Source organism: Lacrimispora amygdalina (assembly GCF_900205965.1).
GTDB classification, from domain to species: Bacteria; Bacillota; Clostridia; order Lachnospirales; family Lachnospiraceae; genus Lacrimispora; species Lacrimispora amygdalina_A.
The window spans coordinates 1-20231 of sequence record NZ_OAOF01000024.1; the positions used below are offsets into that span (position 1 = coordinate 1).

The 20231-nt window shown below is 43.8% G+C and carries 20 protein-coding genes; 12 read left to right on the top strand and 8 right to left on the bottom strand.

Going from position 1 to position 20231, the window contains the following annotated elements:
* The 3 genes from CRO04_RS22150 to CRO04_RS22160 all read right to left on the bottom strand — a co-directional run.
* Positions 1 to 875 (bottom strand): restriction endonuclease subunit S (locus CRO04_RS22150; RefSeq protein ID WP_207654500.1); only part of this gene is annotated, 875 nt, incomplete at its 3' end.
* A 196-nt stretch (positions 876 to 1071) separates the two neighbouring features.
* Positions 1072 to 1350 carry a helix-turn-helix domain-containing protein gene (locus CRO04_RS22155; RefSeq protein WP_097006430.1) on the bottom strand — a complete coding sequence of 93 codons (279 nt, stop codon included), beginning with the start codon at positions 1348 to 1350 and terminating at the stop codon, positions 1072 to 1074.
* 372 nt (positions 1351 to 1722) lie between these two features.
* The gene (locus CRO04_RS22160; protein ID WP_166432654.1) at positions 1723 to 2937 is read right to left on the bottom strand and encodes an IS110 family transposase; all 1215 of its coding nucleotides are present in this window, start codon (positions 2935 to 2937) and stop codon (positions 1723 to 1725) included.
* 303 nt (positions 2938 to 3240) lie between these two features.
* On the opposite strand from CRO04_RS22160, the gene CRO04_RS22165 reads away from it, so the two are divergent.
* Both CRO04_RS22165 and CRO04_RS22170 read left to right on the top strand, forming a co-directional pair.
* Entirely contained in the window at positions 3241 to 3540 is a 300-nt protein-coding gene (locus CRO04_RS22165) for a plasmid mobilization protein (RefSeq protein ID WP_097006432.1), read from the top strand.
* Complete coding sequence (locus CRO04_RS22170) at positions 3522 to 4031, top strand: relaxase/mobilization nuclease domain-containing protein (RefSeq protein WP_097006433.1); 510 nt, start codon at positions 3522 to 3524, stop codon at positions 4029 to 4031. Before CRO04_RS22165 ends, CRO04_RS22170 begins: the two co-directional genes overlap by 19 nt.
* A gap of 234 nt (positions 4032 to 4265) precedes the next feature.
* On the opposite strand, the gene CRO04_RS22175 is transcribed toward CRO04_RS22170, so the two are convergent.
* The 4 genes from CRO04_RS22175 to CRO04_RS22185 form a co-directional block, all read right to left on the bottom strand.
* A complete protein-coding gene (locus CRO04_RS22175; RefSeq protein ID WP_242974600.1) occupies positions 4266 to 4607 on the bottom strand; it encodes an IS66 family transposase in 342 nt (113 codons plus the stop codon).
* The gene (locus CRO04_RS27070) at positions 4544 to 4927 is read right to left on the bottom strand and encodes an IS66 family transposase (RefSeq protein ID WP_166432645.1); all 384 of its coding nucleotides are present in this window, start codon (positions 4925 to 4927) and stop codon (positions 4544 to 4546) included. Before CRO04_RS27070 ends, CRO04_RS22175 begins: the two co-directional genes overlap by 64 nt.
* Positions 4928 to 4950: 23 nt before the next feature.
* Positions 4951 to 5163 carry an IS66 family transposase gene (locus CRO04_RS27340; protein ID WP_166432646.1) on the bottom strand — a complete coding sequence of 71 codons (213 nt, stop codon included), beginning with the start codon at positions 5161 to 5163 and terminating at the stop codon, positions 4951 to 4953.
* 540 nt (positions 5164 to 5703) lie between these two features.
* Positions 5704 to 6642, bottom strand: coding sequence for a LysR family transcriptional regulator (locus CRO04_RS22185; RefSeq protein ID WP_097006436.1), 939 nt, complete (start codon positions 6640 to 6642; stop codon positions 5704 to 5706).
* 177 nt (positions 6643 to 6819) lie between these two features.
* Here CRO04_RS22185 and CRO04_RS22190 point away from each other — a divergent pair, with 177 nt between their 5' ends.
* The 10 genes from CRO04_RS22190 to galE all read left to right on the top strand — a co-directional run bounded on the left by CRO04_RS22190 (position 6820) and on the right by galE (position 18880).
* Positions 6820 to 8085 carry an SLC13 family permease gene (locus CRO04_RS22190; RefSeq protein ID WP_166432647.1) on the top strand — a complete coding sequence of 422 codons (1266 nt, stop codon included), beginning with the start codon at positions 6820 to 6822 and terminating at the stop codon, positions 8083 to 8085.
* Between the two features lie 36 nt (positions 8086 to 8121).
* The gene (locus CRO04_RS22195; RefSeq protein ID WP_097006438.1) at positions 8122 to 9033 is read left to right on the top strand and encodes an alpha/beta fold hydrolase; all 912 of its coding nucleotides are present in this window, start codon (positions 8122 to 8124) and stop codon (positions 9031 to 9033) included.
* Positions 9034 to 9044: 11 nt separating this feature from the next.
* Positions 9045 to 10304 carry a 3-isopropylmalate dehydratase large subunit gene (locus CRO04_RS22200; RefSeq protein ID WP_097006439.1) on the top strand — a complete coding sequence of 420 codons (1260 nt, stop codon included), beginning with the start codon at positions 9045 to 9047 and terminating at the stop codon, positions 10302 to 10304.
* Between the two features lie 11 nt (positions 10305 to 10315).
* On the top strand, positions 10316 to 10822 hold the full coding sequence (locus tag CRO04_RS22205; RefSeq protein WP_097006440.1) for a 3-isopropylmalate dehydratase: 507 nt from the start codon (positions 10316 to 10318) through the stop codon (positions 10820 to 10822).
* Between the two features lie 370 nt (positions 10823 to 11192).
* Positions 11193 to 11315 carry a hypothetical protein gene (locus CRO04_RS27080; protein ID WP_278321381.1) on the top strand — a complete coding sequence of 41 codons (123 nt, stop codon included), beginning with the start codon at positions 11193 to 11195 and terminating at the stop codon, positions 11313 to 11315.
* 405 nt (positions 11316 to 11720) lie between these two features.
* Positions 11721 to 11948 (top strand): hypothetical protein, encoded by a 228-nt coding sequence (locus CRO04_RS22210; protein ID WP_097006441.1) that lies wholly within the window; start codon positions 11721 to 11723, stop codon positions 11946 to 11948.
* Positions 11949 to 12078: 130 nt separating this feature from the next.
* Positions 12079 to 13326 carry an L-fucose/L-arabinose isomerase family protein gene (locus CRO04_RS22215; RefSeq protein ID WP_278321382.1) on the top strand — a complete coding sequence of 416 codons (1248 nt, stop codon included), beginning with the start codon at positions 12079 to 12081 and terminating at the stop codon, positions 13324 to 13326.
* A 409-nt stretch (positions 13327 to 13735) separates the two neighbouring features.
* Entirely contained in the window at positions 13736 to 17257 is a 3522-nt protein-coding gene (locus CRO04_RS22220) for an InlB B-repeat-containing protein (RefSeq protein ID WP_166432648.1), read from the top strand.
* Positions 17258 to 17558: 301 nt separating this feature from the next.
* Entirely contained in the window at positions 17559 to 17765 is a 207-nt protein-coding gene (locus CRO04_RS22225) for a winged helix-turn-helix domain-containing protein (protein ID WP_334293631.1), read from the top strand.
* A gap of 95 nt (positions 17766 to 17860) precedes the next feature.
* A complete protein-coding gene (gene galE, locus CRO04_RS22230) occupies positions 17861 to 18880 on the top strand; it encodes a UDP-glucose 4-epimerase GalE (RefSeq protein ID WP_097006444.1) in 1020 nt (339 codons plus the stop codon).
* 520 nt (positions 18881 to 19400) lie between these two features.
* Here the strand turns inward: galE and CRO04_RS22240 are convergent.
* Positions 19401 to 20042 (bottom strand): DUF3841 domain-containing protein, encoded by a 642-nt coding sequence (locus tag CRO04_RS22240; protein WP_242974602.1) that lies wholly within the window; start codon positions 20040 to 20042, stop codon positions 19401 to 19403.
* Between the last annotated feature and the right edge of the window lie 189 nt (positions 20043 to 20231).

A 20231-nucleotide genomic window follows, 5' to 3' on the forward strand; every position in this document is an offset into this window, starting at 1 on the left:
ATGTCAAAGGGTATCTCATCGTCAATACACCGCTCATTTCCGTTCAACTTCTCATAATGAGAATTATCCCGTCTGAATATGACGCTCTCGCGCTTATCCCGCTTGATTTTGCCCGCTTTGATGAGGGCCTCCTTTTCCGCCCGTATGCGCTCCAATAAAACTGGCGCAGGTTCATCAGCGGGATCTTGCGGGACGAGCTTGCCCATCACCGCCGCTTGAAGAATGGACTTCTTCAAGTCGCTGGGGAACGCCGCGTTAAGGGCGGTCAGCTTTTGCTCGGCGGCGGCGTAGTCCGCGATGTTCGGGAGCAGTTTCTCTATGCGGGCGACTATGCGGTATTGCTCGGCGAGCGGCGGGAGGGGGAGCAACAGATGACGTAGTGAGCTTAACGACACGGTTTTTTGTGCTGTACCTGTCGCACTATCGTCGCATTGTTGCTTTATGAGTGGAGTTTGAAGTAGCATCATCAGATAATCGATGTTATCAATGATTGGTTTAATCAATGCAATATGGCGCTGAAAACAAAACTTTCGGCTATTTTCCACCACAAGTGGTATTCCATATGACCCAGTAACAGTAAACAGAATATCACCAATTTCCGCTTTCCGCTGGGGCTGAATATTATTATAGTATTCCTCTGATACGAAGCGCGTATTGCTCCAATCAAAATAACCTTGCGATACATTAGAAATCACAAGAAATGGAATTCCTGACGATGTTTGCGGCGGCGGTTGGTGGTCACCATCTGTAATTGAAGAGCAGATGTTTTCAAGCCGCACCCAAACCCATCCCTCCGGCACGTCAAACGGCAAGTCGGCATAAGGCAAATTATCTGAATCAGTAAATGACAAGTGCGGCGGAACTTTACCCTGCACGATATCAAATGTGGCTCATTTTATGAAAAACGAGGAAATTCCATTTCACCGTTAAGAGCTCAATTAATCAGTAAAGGTATTATTTACTCCACAGGGCATGGAGAGATAGATTTTACGGTGCCACTTTTTGATGAATATTTAAAGCGAATTAATCCAGGACTTAAAATTGATAAAGAGTAGTAACAAAGGCAGACGGCTATAAAAAAAATAAAAACAGTACTGATGTTCTCCCGCATATTTTTGCGGGAGTTTTTTCTTGGGATGTTTTGAAAATATAAATTGTGAAACTACTTTGACAATTTACATTTATCATAATGTATTCTTCCACGGCCTTTTTCGGCATCTTCCAGGCTCGGCCGATGTGAAAGGTTTTAATCTTTTTCCCTCGGAGTAATTCATAGGCAGCATTCTTGCCAATTCCAAGCATTTCGCATAAATCTTCAATCGTTACTAAATCATCGTAAGATTCAAACATATAATATTTCCTTTCGTCTTTTATTTTTTATAAGCATGTTAGTTGAAGATAAAAATCAAATCATTTAAGACGGGAATAATTAATCTTAGCTGGAGCATTTTGTATGACAAAATCGTTATCCTGTGTATATAAGAGAATAGATAAATCTATCTAATATGAAATGAGTACCAAAAGGGAAATAGAGTGATGAAGTATATTAAAATTAACACTATATCTAACTAACTAATAGATAAAAAATATTTAGTTAGTTAGCCTGCAAATAAAAAATCAAGTTAAATTTTAAAAAACTTTGAAAATTTTATGCAGGTTGAAAAATAGGTATTAAAATAAGACCGCCAGATTATGCCGGTCTGAAAGAAAGCTATGTGATGGTTAGTCCGATGTGGGAAGAGTGGCAAGATATTCTTTGACCCTTCCGTAGTAAATACGTAAAAACTTATTGGCACCTGCGGTCATGTAGACGTAATAAGGCTTGCCTTGAGTACGTTTCTTGTCCATGAATAGATATACCGCATCATCCGGTTTGGTCTTGATCAGTACATCCATGACCTGAAACAAGGTCTTGCGTAACACTGGCGAGCCGTGTTTGGAAGCATGTACGCTTTTCTGGGAATAATCCCCGGAATCATTTACGCCGGGATCCACTCCAGCAAATGCCGTGATAGCGCCTTTGTGGGTAAAACGTGCCACATCCCCGATTTCAGCCATAAGCTGAGGCCCTAGAGATGGACCCACGCCCTTCATCGCCATGACAACCGAATATTCCGGCAGTTTGGAGGCAGTTTCATTCATAAGTGAGCGCAGCTGCTCAACGGTCTGGGAAGCGGCGTTTAATTGCTGGATTGCCTGTTTGACGATGCGCTTGGTAAAATTGTCCTTTGGAAGTACGGGAATAAGCTCCTTAGCTGTCCTGTAGATTTCTTCGGCTTTTGACTTGCTGAAGTTGAACTTCTTGCGGCCACACCACTTTTGATAGCGGTCTGTAAAAGCATTCAGGGACATTTTACGGCCACAATCCACATGCCAGTATGTATCAAGGAAATCAACCCATTTCTGGCTGCCATCCTCACGGGCTGGACTGTCAAAGTAAGTGTTGGCCCCCGGATGAGTCTGATCGATAAGGCCAATCAGGTTGTTTTTCATGGCGGTTTTGTGCTTCATGTAAAAATCAAACTGTCGGTTCATGGTTTTTAGTTGGGTACGTAATTCATCCATAAGATTATACTGTTTCAGATTTGCCCAACAGTCAAGAGTGTAACGTGCGATTTTTACGGAATCTGCCTTATCCGTCTTTACCCTGCGGAGAGGATTGTCCTGTCCCTGAAAGTTATGAATGATCTGAGGATTCACAGCGCTTACGAAAAAGCCTGCCTGTGACAGTTGGCGAGCAACGGGTTCATAGTAGCGTCCGGTGCATTCCATGACAATGCGTGTTTCACCGTCAAGAGAATTAATAAGTTCAGTTAATGATTGGAAACCAGTTGACCGATGTGGAACATCAAATGGTTTTACCACAACTTCCCCGCCGGGACGTAAGACGGCTATCGTGCTTTTTCTCTTGGAAACATCAATACCTACTGCGTTCATGTTCATAAAAATGTCACTCCTTATTTTTGGATTGCAAATGGTCAGTGCCAGTTTTACTCATTGCCCATTCAATCTACTGTGATGTGACACGAACGCACCCATAAGGCGGATCAACCTGCGTAAAACGAACGCTGCGAATGAAGAGCTGGTTAGCAGACTAACTTACGGACGCGAAGTCCAAGGAGGTGACCGCTATACCGATTGCTCTTATCATTCTAACAGCTTAAGCAACAAGATGGATAATTCCTTACTGGCTGTAAGGGATATTAACCATAAATATATTGTAGTAGGAGGAAATGTCATATGAAAAAATCTAAAAGCCTTACGATTCGCTATACGGAAAAGGAGGATGCGAAGATTAGGAAAGGGGCGGAAAAATCGGGTATGACTGCTTCGGAATATGTAAGACGTGCTTCTTTAAATTCCAGAACAAGGGTGAGAAAAATTCCGGAAGAAAAAGTGCGGATGATATCTCAGACGCAGGCTAGCCTCAATGATCTTATGATAATGGAAGAGAATGGAAGTGAACCTTCCGAAGCAATAAAATTAAAGATTAAAGAAATACAGGAAGGGCTGAATAACATATGGACATTGTTAAGTTAGAAACAGGGAAAAACGGGTATAGAGACCGTAATGCATTAAGAGTCTTAATTGCTTATGCAACTTGTCCGGAGAAGACAAAGGGGTATATCGGAGCGATTGGAACCAATCCTGATGATCCGGCTAAAATGCTGGAACAAATGCAATTTGTAAAGAAAGCATATGGGAAGAACGATAGAAATTATAGACAACTCAGGCATATCATAATTTCTCCAGATCCCAAGTGGGGGATTACCGCAGACGTTGCTTACAGAATGGCTTATGATATCGCGAAATTTTATGGGAACCGTTATCAGATTTGTTTTGGCGTTCATTCCGACACAGACCATATACATATCCATCTGGTTCAAAATACAGTTAGCTATATAGACGGAAAGCTGTTTAGTGGAGCGTGGGTAGAGTTGAATGAGTTTAAGATGCATGTAAAACAGGTCGTATACCGTTATTTACCGCAGATCCAGACAACTATGGAAGAATTTGAATTTATGGAATAAATCCATTTTTAAGACCAATTTTAAACCAGCTTTGGGTTGCTGAGTTATGTTTTTTAGACAGGATTTAAACAATTAGAGATTCCGTTTTAATGGGAAATATGATTTATAAAAAGCATGATAAGCCCTGCCAAAAAGATAGAACAGTCTTGCTGCATGTGATCATGTTAAATATGTCTCTTGAATAACCATGAAGGGGGTGGCGGGACATAAAATGGATACAAGTAATAAATTTGTCTATTGCATATTTAATGTTTCCGCAATACTATACAGCGCGGCACTGGCCTCTGCACCATTCTCTGAATCGATGATGTGCCAGTTGTGATTCCCAACAGGCACCGCTTTCACACTTCTTTCCGCGTCGTTGTTATCGGGCGGTATTTCTGGATCTTCCAGAAATACTCCTAAAAATGGTTCCTGGTTAATCGAGTAATCAAGCGCACCGGCCAGGTTGGAACTTTTATCTAAGCCCTTTTTACCAGCCTGTTCCTTAACCCACGCAAAATAAGCATCTACTAAAGGGCGGACGGATCGTTTCCTGTTATCCAATCGTTCCTCTTTCGATGATTCTTTATCCATGTGATCGACATGGTAGATGGCTGCGATTCTCTTGATTGCTTCCGCAGCTGCCTTTTGTCCAGGAGTAGAAGGTCCTTTTTTCCGCCGGCTTTGATGATTTCAGCATACCTGCGTCTAATATGAGCCCAACATCCTGCAACTTTTAAGTCCTCAGTCCGCTCCTTCACCAGCGTATGGTATACCTGGTAGCCATCCGTTACAAGTGTTTCTCTGTATCCTTTTAAAAACTCTCTTGAAGCGGCAGTCCCTCTCGTTCCAGCATACTCGTGAAGGAATACTGGTGATTTTTTCTTCCTTTCTGACGAATGATAAACCCACATATACTGCTTCCCTTTCTCTGGCATTACAAAAGGTGTTCATCGCAGTGTATAAGTTCTGCTTTCATCATGCCTGTCACTGGGCCAAGATAGTATTGAAAGATGTGGAACATCCAACCTGCCATGTCCTGTCTTGGAATGTCTGCGTCAAGCCTTAAAAACTCCTCGGACAGCCTGTTCAGAGAGATTGCATTGACGTACTTGGCATGAAAGATAGCGGAGGCCAGCTCCGGAGTCAAGTTGCTGTGACTTAATAGAATCAGCAGAATCCCTGTGCGGAGAATCCCGCTTGTATCATGACTTCCAACATATACCTTGATGTAATGCTACAGTACTTCGAAGTAAGTCGGTACATGTTTAAGATCCTTGTATATTACACCCGGCAGATAATGTCAGCCCTTTGGAACGAAGTTTGCGCCTACTAACGAGGACTGTTTCCATATCCAGTTCTTCGGAAATTCCATTCTCATCAGTGACTCAGCCTCATTGAGGATACACAGGTTTTCAAGGTCAAATAAAATGAATATGTGATTAGGTCTAAATTATTCAGACCGTCCGCTGGAAGAACTTACGGAAAAAGATATGCGGAAATATCATATCAAAAAAAAATCTCAAATCTCTTCTAACTTTCCAAAGAAGTAGATGGATATTTATTCTTCCTCTTGGTTATTAGATAAGTGAATAACCGCTGACCCGTATACGTTGAGTTCGTATTTCTAAGATGACACAAGCATAGGAACGCATTTTTTAGGTTACTTATCCACAGATTATTGGGCACTTCAGATAAGCTGCTGGCATATACGGATAAACTCTGTCGTTGCCTTATTGGTATAGCGTTTTTTGTTAGTCAGGGCGTAGTAATTGCGATAGGTCTTTTTGCTTTTTATCTGATAGTAGACCATATCACAGGCAGGGGAATGAGTGATGATCAAATTGCTTACCCAGACGGCGCCGATACCGGCACGGGCCAGGTTATACGCAGTTGTGGACTGATCCACTTTGAAGAGGATATTAGGTGTAAAGCCGGCATCATGGCAGATTTCCATTGTTATTTGATGCAGATTTGTACCAGGGCTTAAAAATATCATCGGAATATCGGCAAAACATTCAGCCGGAATCTGTGGCCGCTCGTTCCATGAAAATTCTGGGCTGCATATCTGCTCATGCGAAAGGGCGTATTCTTTATATGCTTTATTGATCGCAAAAGAGCAGGGGACGGCCAGCAGGATATAGTCCTGAAAAACCGGAGCCTGGGTGAAAATCTGAGGATCAAAGGTACCGGCGTTGAATGAGACACTGACCCGACCGTTCTGTAAAGCCTGCAGATTAGCCTCAGGGCTGCTTTCATGAATTTTAATCCGGATACCAGGATACCGCTTCATAAACTGATTAATCATAGGAGGAAGAATATAGGAATTAGTATATTGGGTTCCGGCAATATATAATTCACCTGTAGACAAGTCAGAAAGATCTGCCAGCTGCTGTTTGAGTTCATATTCCAGATGCCAGATTTCTTCTGCCTTTTTTATATATAATTCACCCGCCTGGGTCAGTTTAAGCGGGTGGGCATTACGGTCAAAAAAAGCACTTCCCCAAAGCTCTTCTTCCTTGCGGACGGCGATGCTTAAGGCTGGCTGAGAGATGAAGAGCAGTTCTGCGGCCATTGAAAAACTTCTTGTTTTATAAATTGTATAGATATATTTCATGGCATTAGTCATAAAAAAACTCCTTTAATTCAAAATATTACACAAATGATATAAAAATAATTTATGGTTTAATTAATTATATAAATTTGATTTTAACACAAAGTTAGAGTATATTCAAGATACATCACAAGCTTAATGATGATCCAAATTTTCCGGAAGAAATGGAGAACAGAGCAAAAAGGAGGAAACATGTCGCATAGTACAATTGCAATTATTATTTTAATAATCACTATGATGATGGTAATGATAGATAAAATTCCGTTAGCAGCAACAGCTATGTTCGCTGCGCTGGCAATGTCTGTTACAGGGGTACAGCCGCTTAATAAGGCTTTCGAGTATTTTGGTAACTCAACAGTGGTTTTCTGCGGTGCATCCATGATCGTCTGCAATGGATTGTTTCAGACCGGTGCAATTCAAAAAATTACCAATGTATTATTCAGTAAATTATCACAGAGAAGTGAACGTGCAGTCGTAGCCGCCTTTTCTGCATTTACCGGACTGGTAACCGGTTTCACGACTAACACGGCGATTGCCGCAACGATGGTGCCGGTCGCCCGTTCAATTGCTCAGAATTCCAACGGGAAAGTGAAAGCAAAGAATTTGCTGATGCCGGTCGGGACGATGAGCACGATTGGATCCCCGCTGTCACTTTCCGGTGCTGCAGCAGTAGCCGCTGCCGGAGCGATGGTAATTGAGGCAGGAGCGGATATATCATTTTTTGCAATGGCACCCATTGCCATTGTAATGATTATTGCGAGTACGTTGTATTTTGCAACGATCGGCTTCAACATGATGGTGAAATACTTTGATTTTGATGATCCGGTGATTGAAATGGTAGCCGATGACGGCAAGGAGATTCCGAAATGGAAGACGTATCTGAGCCTGATTGTTTTTCTGCTTATGGTAGCGGGATTCATTACCGGTGTATGGAATGTAGCAATCTGCTCGCTGCTCGGCGTATTGATCTTGTGGTTCAGCGGAGCGGTAAGTGTGAAAGAATCCATTAAGAGTTGCGACTGGAATGTTCTGATTGTTATGGCAGGGGTAACCTCCATGGCCGATGGCCTGAATACGAGCGGTGCTGGTGAAGTGATTGCAGACTTTGTGATTGGATTGTTTGGCGGACAGAGTGCCAGTCCATTTACTATTATGATTGCGTTGGGCTTGATTGGATGGCTTCTTTCACAGTTCATGAGTAACACTGCGGCTAATGCAATCGTGGTTCCGATAGCAATATCCATGGCGCTGGCGCTGAATGTCAATCTGTTGTTCTTTTGTGTTCCGGTTATCATCGGTACAGCGATTGCAGTTACGACTCCACTGGCATCACCGACAACTGTAATTGTAATGCAGGGTGGCTTTCGTTTCAAAGATTTTGTCAAGATAGGACTGCCGTTAAGTGTCATATGCCTGATAATCATGTTTCTGATGGTACCGATTCTTTTTCCGGCATAAAAAAGCATCATATTAAAAGGAGTGGAATAACTGTTTATGATAAACGAAAAATATTTTAAAGGATTTAAGCACCAGATAATCGATACCGGTGAAGTGTTGATACATACATGGGTCGCCGGTCATGGAAAAGAAGCGGTTCTTCTGCTTCATGGGCACCCTGAAAGTCATCTGATGTGGCATAAGGTCGCACCGGAGCTGGCGAAAGATTATACCGTAGTGGTGCCGGATCTGCGGGGATATGGCGAAAGTTCAAAGCCGCATGGTAAGGCGGATCATTCAAGCTATTCCAAACGCGCAATGTCAGACGATCAGGTATTTGTGATGAAAGAACTTGGCTTTGAACGCTTCCATATCGTAGGACACGACCGCGGCGGCCGTGTTTGCCACCGGATGATGACCGATCATTCAGATAAGGTAAAGTCTGCGGTAATACTGGATATCATACCGACAATTGATGTATATGAACGTACGGATCAGATGATTGCCACAAAATATTGGCACTGGTTCTTTTATATCCAGGCGGAGCCATTCCCGGAGAATTTCCTGGGATCCCAGCCTGAGTACTTTATTCGCAGCAATATTTTAAAGAAGACGATTCCGGGTTCACTGGCGGAAGATACATTTCCGGAAGATATCGTTCAGGAATATATCCGCTACTATTCCGATCCGGCTACGGTACATGCGATTGCTGAAGACTACCGTGCCAGCGTGACGGTTGACTGGGAACTGGATATGCAGGACCGGAACAAGAAATTGGAAGTTCCGCTGATGTGCATCTGGGGATCAGATGGAAATATCTGCAAGATATGGGATGTTGTTGATATCTGGAGCCGGCTGTCGGTTGATGTAAAGGGATATGGGGTTCCCGGCTGCGGGCATTTTGTCCCGGAAGAAAAACCCGAGGTCACTGTCGAAAAGATCAGAGAACATATAGAACGCAATAAATAGGAGTGAGTTTTATGCATGCATTAGAAAAGATATTTGCTAAAAACAGCGGACGTGAGCAAGTGACAGCGGGAGAAATTGTAACGGCTAAAGTTGACTTTGCTGAGATTAACGATCTGTACCTCCAGACAGTCTATTCATTCTACGAAATAGGGGGCGATAAAGTCTGGGACTCAGAGAAAGCAGCGTTTGTATTTGACCATTATGCGCCGGCACCTGATATAAAAAGTGCAGCAAATCATGCTGAAATGCGGGAATTTGCCAAGAAAAACAACTTGAGATTCCATTTTGATACGAATTGCGGGGTATGCCATCAAGTGATGCCGGAGGCAGGGGTGATTTATCCGGGAATGATTGTTGTTGCAACAGATAGTCATACTACCACGCATGGTGCGTTTGGGGCAATGGGGACAGGCTGTGGAGCAACAGACATGGCAACTATTCTGATGACGGGTGAATTATGGTTCCGGATACCTGAAATCATTGAAGTACGGCTGGAGGGAAATGCACCGAAAGGAGTTTATCCAAAGGATGTAATACTTAGTGTCTTAGGAAAACTAAAGGCCGATGGAGCAGTATATAAAGCCATTGATTTTACTGGAAGCTATGTAGATTCATTAAATGTTGCAGGGAGGATGGTTATCTGCAATATGGCTGTGGAAATTGGTGCAAAGACTGCATATATGCAGCCGAATAAAGATGTCTTGAATTATGTATCAGAACGCGCAGTACGTCCTTATGATGTCCAATACACAGACCCTGACTTTAAGTATGAAGAGAGCTATGTGTTTGATGTATCAGTTCTTGAGCCATTATTAGCCTGTCCTCACAGTGTGGATAATGTGGATACACTGGCCAATGTGATTAAAGGTAAAACAGTTGAATTAGCGCAGGGGTACATTGGAAGCTGTACAGGAGGACGGGAAGAAGATATTGCAGTCGCAGCAGAGATATTGCGGGGAAAAAAAATTCCCAAATATACACGTTTGGTGGTAGTTCCAGCGTCTAATGAGGTGATGCAGTTATGTCTTGAAAAAGGATATATTGGAGATTTGATAAATGCAGGCGCGACTATAACAACCCCAGGGTGTGGCGCGTGTCTCGGTGCTCATGAAGGAATTTTAGCACCAGGTGAAGTATGCATTAGCAGTACAAATCGGAACTTTCCCGGCCGAATGGGTTCTACAAAAGCGGAGATTTATTTGGCAAGTCCTGCAACAGTAGCAGCGAGTATTTTAAATGGAAAAATTACAGACCCAAGAGATTATGTATAGGAGGGACGTATATGAAAAAAGAGATAACGGGAAAAGTTACCATCGTTGGTAACAACATTGATACGGACCAAATATATCCGGGGTGCTTTTTGGCAATTACGGATGAAAAAGAAATAGGAAGCCATTGTCTGGCTGGTGTAGATGAAAATATTGCACCTAATTTTCCAAAAGGCGGAGTTATTGTTGCCGGAACTAATTTTGGGTGCGGATCAAGCAGAGAGCATGCGCCAATTGCATTGCTTAATATGGGAGTATCAGCAGTTGTGGCTGATTCATTCGCAAGGATTTTCTTTAGAAATTCAATTAATCTGGGCCTGCCCCTGATTGTTTGTAAGGGAATCAGCAAAAGGGTAAAAGATGGTCAAACACTATTAATTGATCTTGAAAATGGTACTGTTACCATCAAAGAAACGAATGAAAAGCTTTGCTGTGATAAATTGGGTGATCAGGCAATGAAAATACTGGAGGCCGGCGGAATAAAGCCAATGATGCGCGCTAGATTTGGGAAAAGCGAATGAGAAGAAAAGGGAAAGATTTTCCCGTCAGAATAACTGGTTCCAATACTTGAACGGAAATCTGCAAAGAAGTAAGTCTTATTAAATAAGAAGCTGACAGGGGAGTGTTGCAAAATGATGTGAAATCTTTTTGATTTCATATCAGGAGCAATGCTCCTGTTCTTTTTAACAAGAAAATCAGTCGGCCTATCTTTTCAGAGGTTAATTATATTACCATTAACCGGATACCCTTTGTGGCATTTGATATTGCTAAATTTTACGGAAACCGATATCAAATCTGCTATGGGGTTCATTATAATACAGACGATGTTCATATTCATTTTGTACAGAACAACGTGAATTAATCGATGGAAGGCTGTTCAGCGGTAGCTTTATGGAACTGGAAGCATTTAAGCAGTATGTAAATTCTGTCATTTGCAACTATGCACCGGAATTAAATCCGGTACAAACCATAGAAGATATGGATTCCGATACGATATGGAGAGATGCTATTTAATAACATATTTATTACAAACATAATACGGATGAAAAAATTATTTTATAAATTCTTTAACGATGGTATCATGTGTTCAAACAACCATACAGGCAATGGAAATGATATGCAGGAAACATATAGCTAGATTATTCTTGATGTTTTCGTGTCGGATATGGATGGGAGTGTGCAGCCGCAAATAATCCGAAAGTTGTGTTAAACTTCGATATTGATCTTAACGAAGCAGTTGGGTATCAATTCGCAGAAGAAGACAAAGAAGCAGATTCATCCTTTTGGGAAATGATTGCGCAACGATATAGCCGAATTGAAACCTATCCATTTTATGTTTGGTAAAAATCTTATATAAATCATAGAGTTGTTGTGTTATGCTATAGTTATTGAATGCAAATAGGTAAGAGGAGCGTCTATATGACTAAGAGAATAAGAAAAACATCACTTGAAAAGCTTCAGGAAGAACTGGTTCAGGTGCAGACATCCATGCAGCAGCATAAAAATAATCTGGAAGCATTGAAAAAACAGGAAATGGAAATTCAGGAAAAGATAAAACTGGAGCAAATCAAAGAAATATCGATTATGATGGATGAACATAACGTATCCATTGGGGAGTTAAAAGCACTGCTTACAGGAACAGAATAGCTTCAAATATTAATTGGTATGATTGTGTATCAGGCCCTGTGGAAGTTCTATATTCTGTGTGGCCTGATCGTTTTATTTAGCGTTATGATTATTTAATTGATAATAGTTTGATCTTTATTGTCCGGAAATTATTTTCTCCGCGGGAGAAGGAAAGGAAGCCGCGAGAAAAATCAGGGAACGGGGAATAAAGGCGGTCATCATTCACCTTCCCATATGGGGGACGCCAGCCCTTTGTGAGGCGGCGGCTTTTGCCACGGAGTTTTCTGTTTTGCTTCTGGGAAATCTGCGGTTTGACAGCTCCAGTCTTGTTACTCTTCTGGCAGTTGCCGGTATGCTGGAGCAGGAGGGAAAGACCTGTATCCGAGTATCCGGGGACTTGAATGATGGGGAAATCCAGAAACAGATATCAGACTATGTATCTGCCGCAAATATAGTAGAACATATGAAAAACAGCCATTTTGGCCTGATTGGAGGCAGAAGCATTGGAATCGGGACGACTGTGTTCGACCCTTCTCAGTGGCAGAAAGTATTTGGAGTATCCATGGATCACAGAGACCAGTATGAAATTGTATACCGTGCAGAGGCCATAGAAGGAAAAAGGCTGAACCGGCATATCAATTGGATCAAAGAGAACGCCCGTATGGAGCTTGGCGGGCGGTTTAGCGAAGATTCTCTGATTCGCCAGGTCAGAAGTTATCTGGCGCTAAAGGATATGGCAGAAGAAGCCGGCTTTGATTTTATGGGTGTGAAATGCCAGACTGACATGAGCGATCATTATGCCCTCCAGTGCCTTGCCGTTGCCTTGATGAACAATGACCGGGATGCGGAAGGTGAGAAGCCGGTTATCCCTGTTTCCTGTGAATGTGATGCGGATGGAGCCCTGACCATGCTGCTGCTGTCTCTGTGTGCGGGAAGAACTCCCTCCAATTTAGTGGATATCAAGTTTTTCAGTCCGGAAAAAAAGGAGTTTATCCTGGCAAACTGCGGCTGCATGGCCCCTTATTTTTCAGCAGGGAAAAGCGGAGGCGGGGAATGGGAAGGGATTACACTGATGGAACATTCCTTTGGAAACGCAGGCGGGGCCGCCATGCAGATGATTGCGGCTCCCGGAACAGTAACAGCCGCCCGTTTTTTCCGGAAGAACGGAACCTATTTCTGTGGATTTTTTGAAGGGGAAACAGAGCGGAAGCCTATGGAGGAACTAAAAAAGACTGCCTGGTGTTATCCTCATGCATTTCTCCGGGCGGACATTGACTACGCAAGATTCTATCAGACTATGAATTCCAATCACCTTCATATGGTATATGGGGCCTTTAACGGCGTATTAAAGCAGTACTGTGAAATGATGGGGATTCCTTTCATTTGCTACAATGATTGAAAAGAAAAGGAAAGGTAACGAACTTTATATATTGAAAATATTAAAGGACAGAATGCTTTGGCAGTCAACGATCAAGAGAATGCCAGGCATGGTGACAATTAATTTAAGCAAGAGGGACTGATTATAAATAATTGGTCTCTTTTTTTGAAAAAGATTGTAGGTAGGAAGATGAAATGACTTACAATTTTCCTGATGTAGAGTTTAGTTTGAGGATATGACACCTCTCTTTGAGAGTTTAATGAAAAAATGGCGCTTAAACTTAAAGACAAAGGTTACAAATCGATAAAATACCGCAAAATGGGGGGGGGGGGGATGTAATTAGAAATATGTTATCATATAATCATAAAAATGGCTCAAAGCAGAGCCGACAAAAGGACAAATAAAAAGTCCGGAAAGGAAGATGGTTTTTATGGAACCAAAAAGAAAGTATTTGAGAAGATTAAAACGCGGTGTGGGAAGGCGGCTATGCAGTGTGCTGCTTATCATCAACATGGTGTTTTTGCAAAGTGGGATAACTGCTTTTGCGGAAGAGACAGGAGACCTTGGCGAAGGAATAGAAAGAGAGGTGGCTGATGAGTGGGAGATAATCCCAATGGCAACCCCATCGGAAGCAGAGCCTGAAGAAAGTCCGGAGGCAACCCCATCGATTGTGAGTCCCTCTGAATTCGTTTCTCCGGCACTGAGGGTTCTGGAGGCTAACGCATCAGCAGGAAACGCTGAGGAGTTAGAAGCGGCCATTCGCGCTGCCAGCGGAAGTGGATACGTTATTGAAATCACCTCTGATATTGACGTAAGTAATTTGTCTGCGGTGTGTACCGTTGGGTCAGGGAAAGATATCACGATCCGGTCGGATACAGAAGGGCTGTGGACATTAACTCAGTCCCAAATTAAAAAACGGCACTTTATAGTAGAAGGACAATTGACTCTTGAAAACATTGTATTGGATGGTGACGCAAAGGGCGGCGGCGTAGAAGTGAAATTGAATGGCAGTTTTATCATGAATGATAATTCCAGAATTCAAAACTGCCGAGCATTCAAGGGTGGCGGAGTGTACGTTGCAGGCACATTTACTATGGACGGCAATGCAGTTATCAGTAAAAACTATGCGGAAAAGAGCGATGTATGGGGAGCTGGCGGCGGCGTATATGTAGAAAGCTTGGGTTCTGCAGGAGCCACGTTCCATATGAAAAGCGGCGAGATTTCCGGCAACACGGCAGAAGGACCCGGAGGAGGGGTCTCCTGCCACGGCGTAAAGCAAAACTACCCTATTACATTCAATATGGAAGGCGGCAAGATTTGTGGCAACCAAGCAAGCCATAGTGGTGGTGGTATTTATCTTGAAAGTGGGGCTTCTTCCTCTGCCATTTTAAAGGTTACAGACAGTATGATCAGCGACAACAAAGCGGTGTCGGGCAGTGGAATTTCCGCATATTGCAATAGTAGCCACAATGCAGAACAGGTGTTAACGCTCACAAGAGTTACCGTCGCCAGGAATTGGTCAACGAATGAGTACATGGGAGGTGGGATTGAGATTAGTAGCTTTGATAACAGTGCTGTGGGGCAGACATTGACTGTCAAGGATTGTGAAATCATTGAGAACATAGGAACTGGAGGTGGGTTATCCATAACGTTTGCACGTGCCGTAAAGATTCAAGGAACCGTCTTTGCGGATAACGGGTCGTCGCAATACGGCGGTGGGATATTCATGAACGGTAACAACAATAAGCTCACCCCTGAAGTGGAGATTAAGGATTGTTCTTTCATACGAAATACGGCAACCCTCAATGGTGGAGGGATTGCTCTGTTGTGGAAAGGTGCTTTGAAAGTTGAAAACGTTTCCTTTGAAGGAAACAAATCTGGTCAAAACGGCGGTGGGATATATATTGGGTCCAACAGACCCACTGTAACCGTTCAGGGAGAGACTACCTTCACCAATAACGAGGCAGCAGCCGATGGCGGCGGTATCTATACGAATTATCCCGCTAATTTGACCATCGCCGGTGATACTGAGTTCAGCGATAACAAAGCGTCAGGGGCTTTTGACTACGGTATTGCAAACAAGGGCAGTGCAGGAGCCTATCCGAATATTGACTGGAGCGGCGAAAATAGCATACCACTGACCCATGCCTTAAACAATTACGATATCAGCTGGAAAACAGGGGTTCCCCCAACTGTATATACCCTGACCCTCGATAAGAGCTTCCCCAATGCAGTTAATGGAACTGTAGTGTCCATACCGGTTATCTATGACGGTCCGGCGGTGGATCTGCCGTATACAGCCCCTGAGGCACCAAGCATGGAGGGATACAAATTTGTGAGCTGGAATACCTTCGCTGACAATTCGGGTGTCGCCTATTATCCGCCGGGTAACTCCTGTGGTGCTCCGAGTCAATTTACATATAACGAAGACTCATTGTCGTATTTTCCGGGTGGAACAATTATAGAGGATCAGGGACAACAACCGCCGAGAGAACCTGGCAATATAACCCTCTACGCTTATTTCGAAGCCAATAAGTATACCCTAAACTTTGACAAGAACGGCGGCGATAAAGAGGCTTCACCCCAGTCAAAGCAGGTTACCTATGATGACAAGGTGGGAGACCTGCCGGAAATCGGCACAGGCGCACCCACCAGGGAAGGATATACCTTTGTCGGCCGGGCAACAGAGTCCGATGCCACCACTGCGAATGTTACCGAATCAACTAAAGTGGACTGGACAGATGAAAAGACCGTTTACGCTGTTTGGGAAGCCAATAAGTATACCCTAAACTTTGACAAGAACGGCGGCGATACAGGGGCTTCACTCCCGTCAAAGTCAGTTGCCTATGATGCCTTGGTGGGAGATCTGCCGGGAATTGGCACAGGCGCACCCACCAAAGCGGGATATACCTTTGCCGGTTGGGCAACAGAGCCCACAGCTCCTGCTGAGAACTTTACCGCAGCAACTCTCGTGAACTGGATAGGGGAAAAGACCGTTTATGCTGTCTGGTCGGTGGGTACAAGCCCCTATACAGTAGAGCACCACTTTGTAACATCCGCCGGCACGGCGATAGGTAGCACCGAGGAGAGACACGGCACGACGCTTGACCATGCGACCGCAACCGCACAACCGTTTGCAGGTTATACCTATGACAGGGAAAACAGCGGCAATGTTACAAGCGGTACCATATTGGCAGACGGAAGCCTGAAGCTTAAACTCTATTACAACATCAATATCTACACCGTTCTATTCAAGGATTATGATGGAACTGTGTTGAGCAAACAACTGGTAGAATATGAAAAGAGCGCAACCCCACCTGCAAATCCGGCCCGCGAAGGGTATACCTTCACAGGCTGGGACAAGGATGCTGCAGCTTGGCAAAGCGTGAAAGAAGAAGTTACCGTCACGGCGCTCTATTCTGAGAACGAACCGACCGATCCCGGAACCGGAGGCGGAAGCGGAACCGAAGGCGGAAGCGGAACCGAAGGCGGAGGCGGCACCGGCACAGGTAGCGGAGGCGGAGGAGACGGAAACAGCAGCGGAGGCGGTCCCAGAGTACCGTCTACTCCTTCCGGCGAAGGCGAAAACACTACAGAGCCGTCCAATCCTTCGGAAGCCGGAGATACAGAGGAAACGCAGGATTCTTCTGGTGGAACCGATCCTGAAGCCCTGCCCCGTCCCCAAAGCCCTGACAGTACAATCGTGGCTGGGGATGCTGGAAATTATATTGAAATTGATGCTGATGGAGTGCCTTTAGGTGAGTGGCATTATGACGATAGCCAAGGGACTTGGGTATTTGACACTTATCCACCCCTTGCCGGTATGCCCAAAACAGGAGATGCAGGAACGCCGATTTTGGTATATTTCTCCCTGCTGACAGGAATGCTCCTTCTTGGTGCAGGATTCATCGGCACCGTTCGGAGCAGAGAAGAGGAAAAGAGAAGATTTTAAGGTTATTTTGAAATTAGCCGCAGGATTTAGTGTCCTGCGGCTAATTTCATGCGTAGTCACGATTCCTTTGATTTTAAATTCAATTTCCTTTTGAGAAAATACGATGTGTTTCACTTTACGCTTACTATTAGGGTACAGTTTATCTTTTTTGATAGAAAATTCACAGCCTGGAATCCGTGAGCACAGATGCAACGGAAAAATTTACCGTTGGCGACTTAGAGATCGACTACAGGAAGCGGGCGGTATGTAGGGCCGGAGAGAGAATTCATTTACTCCCATCGAATGCAAGATCCTGGTTTTGTTGTCTAAGAACGCGGGCAAGGTGCTTCCCCATGATTTCATCATACGGGAAATATGGGGAATCTATACGGATGAGATCCATACTTTGCGGGTCAACATGGCAAATATCCGGCGAAAAATTGAGGTAAATCCGGGATCTCTCCGGTATATTCTCACAGAAATGGGCGTCGGATACCGGATGGTGGAGGAACTGTCTGAGAATTTATAAGAAAAAAATATAGGTTTTTCTAAGAATTTTGCATTGTTATTTTTTTCTCAAATGCTTATACTAGTACTAGTCATTTGAGATAGGAGGACAATAAAATGTCAATTTTAGTTACCGGAGGCGCTGGTTATATTGGCAGCCATACCTGTGTGGAGCTGTTAAAAGCGGGTTTTGAAGTAGTGGTTGTTGACAATCTGTGCAATTCCAGCAGAAAGTCAATGGAAAGAGTAATGGAGATTACAGGAAAGAGGCTGACCTTTTATGAAGCCGATTTATTGGACCGGGATGCACTGGAGCAGATATTTGATGAGGAAGCCATCGATGCTGTTATCCATTTTGCAGGCTTAAAAGCGGTTGGAGAATCGGTAGGGAAGCCTCTTGAATATTATCATAACAATATTACAGGAACGCTGGTGCTTTGCGACATCATGAGAAACCATGGGGTGAAGAGCATCGTATTCAGCTCCTCAGCCACAGTCTATGGAGATCCTGCCTTTGTTCCCATTACAGAGGAGTGTCCGAAAGGGGAAATCACCAATCCTTACGGGCGGACGAAAGGCATGCTGGAACAGATTCTGATCGATTTACATACGGCAGACCCGGAGTGGAAGGTCATGATTCTGCGTTATTTCAATCCAATCGGTACCCACAAGTCCGGCAGGATTGGGGAGGACCCAAAGGGAATCCCCAACAACCTGCTGCCTTATATTACCCAGGTGGCAGTCGGAAAGCTGGAGCGCCTGGGCATATTCGGAAGCAATTACGGCACTTCCGACGGCACCTGCATCCGCGATTACATCCATGTGGTGGACTTAGCTGACGGTCATGTAAAGGCTCTGGAGAAAATGGCTCAGAATAAGGGCGGCGTCTGGATTTACAACCTTGGAACAGGTACCGGCTACAGCGTTTTGGATGTCATCCATGCCTTTGAGGAGGCCAATGATTTAAAGATTCCTTACGTGCTTATGGAGAGAAGACCTGGGGATGTCCCCCAATGCTATGCGGCTCCTCTGAAAGCAGAGAAGGAACTGGGCTGGAAAGCGGAACGTGATTTAAAGGATATGTGCCGGGATTCCTGGAATTGGCAGAAGAACAATCCTCAGGGATATGAGGCGTAAGGTAAGGCAAGTAAGACAAGACAACGCAGGGCAAAGAACTCTGGCCTGAGCGAAGTGCATATTTTTGAAAACAAGACGGAATGGTGAAAAGCTGTACCGCCCTGCTTTTGTTATAAACTTTCTCTCCTTTAATTATGGGATCTGTATTGCACAGAATCGATTCAGAGGCGCGGCATGGCCGCATGCAAAGGTCGTTATCTGACTTAATTTAAGCGGATGAAAATTATGGGAGTTATAGAATCAAAAACACCGATCCTCATTCTTTCCTATTGTAATTGTGAAATATATTGCTGCTACCTGGACGGATACAGGTCGGACATCGGTGTCCTGCTTCACCGTCTGTCAAAAATTGAATCGATATTTTTAACTAAGCCTGCAGATACCCAATTCAGGATCTGGTATAACTTGGATGAAAATAATTTAGGAAAACACTGATTTTCTGCTCATTGAACCATTGGGAGGTACAGAAGAGGAGTACTATGGCGAGAAATTGCCCCTTTCCGTTTCTTTTCTTAACCTCTCATTTGGTTGGTTTTGCCTTACCGTAGAACTTTCTTACGCTTATAATTTGTTCTTTCCGCAATTCCCAGAACGTTGCCTGAACAAAAATCCATGGGCTGCAAGTTTTATCAAATATATTTTCCCAGGATTTCCGTTTTTCCCATTCCTGTTCGCAGGCTGGCAGGCGATTAAAATAGTCTTCTTCTGCCTCGTACTCCTTGATTGCATCATTCTTTCCGGCATGTTTGGCAAAATATCCGTTGTTAAGAACCAGATGCCATAATTCCTCGTCACTCAGCAAAACATTGGTATCGGGTATTTCCGCTTCAATGATATACTGTTCTCCTGCATAGTTTTTAAATTCAAATCTTCGCAGATCAGGTTTTGTGTTTTTGCCGAACAAAAGATACCATGCCCATATAGGGTATGCTACGCCATGGGGAGGTTCACCGATACGCTTTTTCATTTCAGAAACGAGCCAGTCATAGGATTGTTTAAAATTGTCTTCCTTTAACCAGTCGGCTAATGCTGCATTACAATGCAGAATACCTTTTTCACATAGGTCATCATATGCCGTTTTATCCTGAATCGTCCATAGACGCATAAATGCTTCATCCACCTTTCTGACATGACAACAATGTCCGTTCCAGTAAAAATCCATTCCTGTTAATCCTCAAATGCGGGATACCCATCTTTGTAAAGCGCCATGGGCCGCCAGGCTTCACATGCAGCCATAAGATGCAGGTTCCGCCTCAGACAAACGGCAGCTTTCATAACCTGCATATTCAGTTATTGTATAAAAGTACAATACACCAGGTCATTTTTAATCTCTGAGGTTCGATTCAAATTC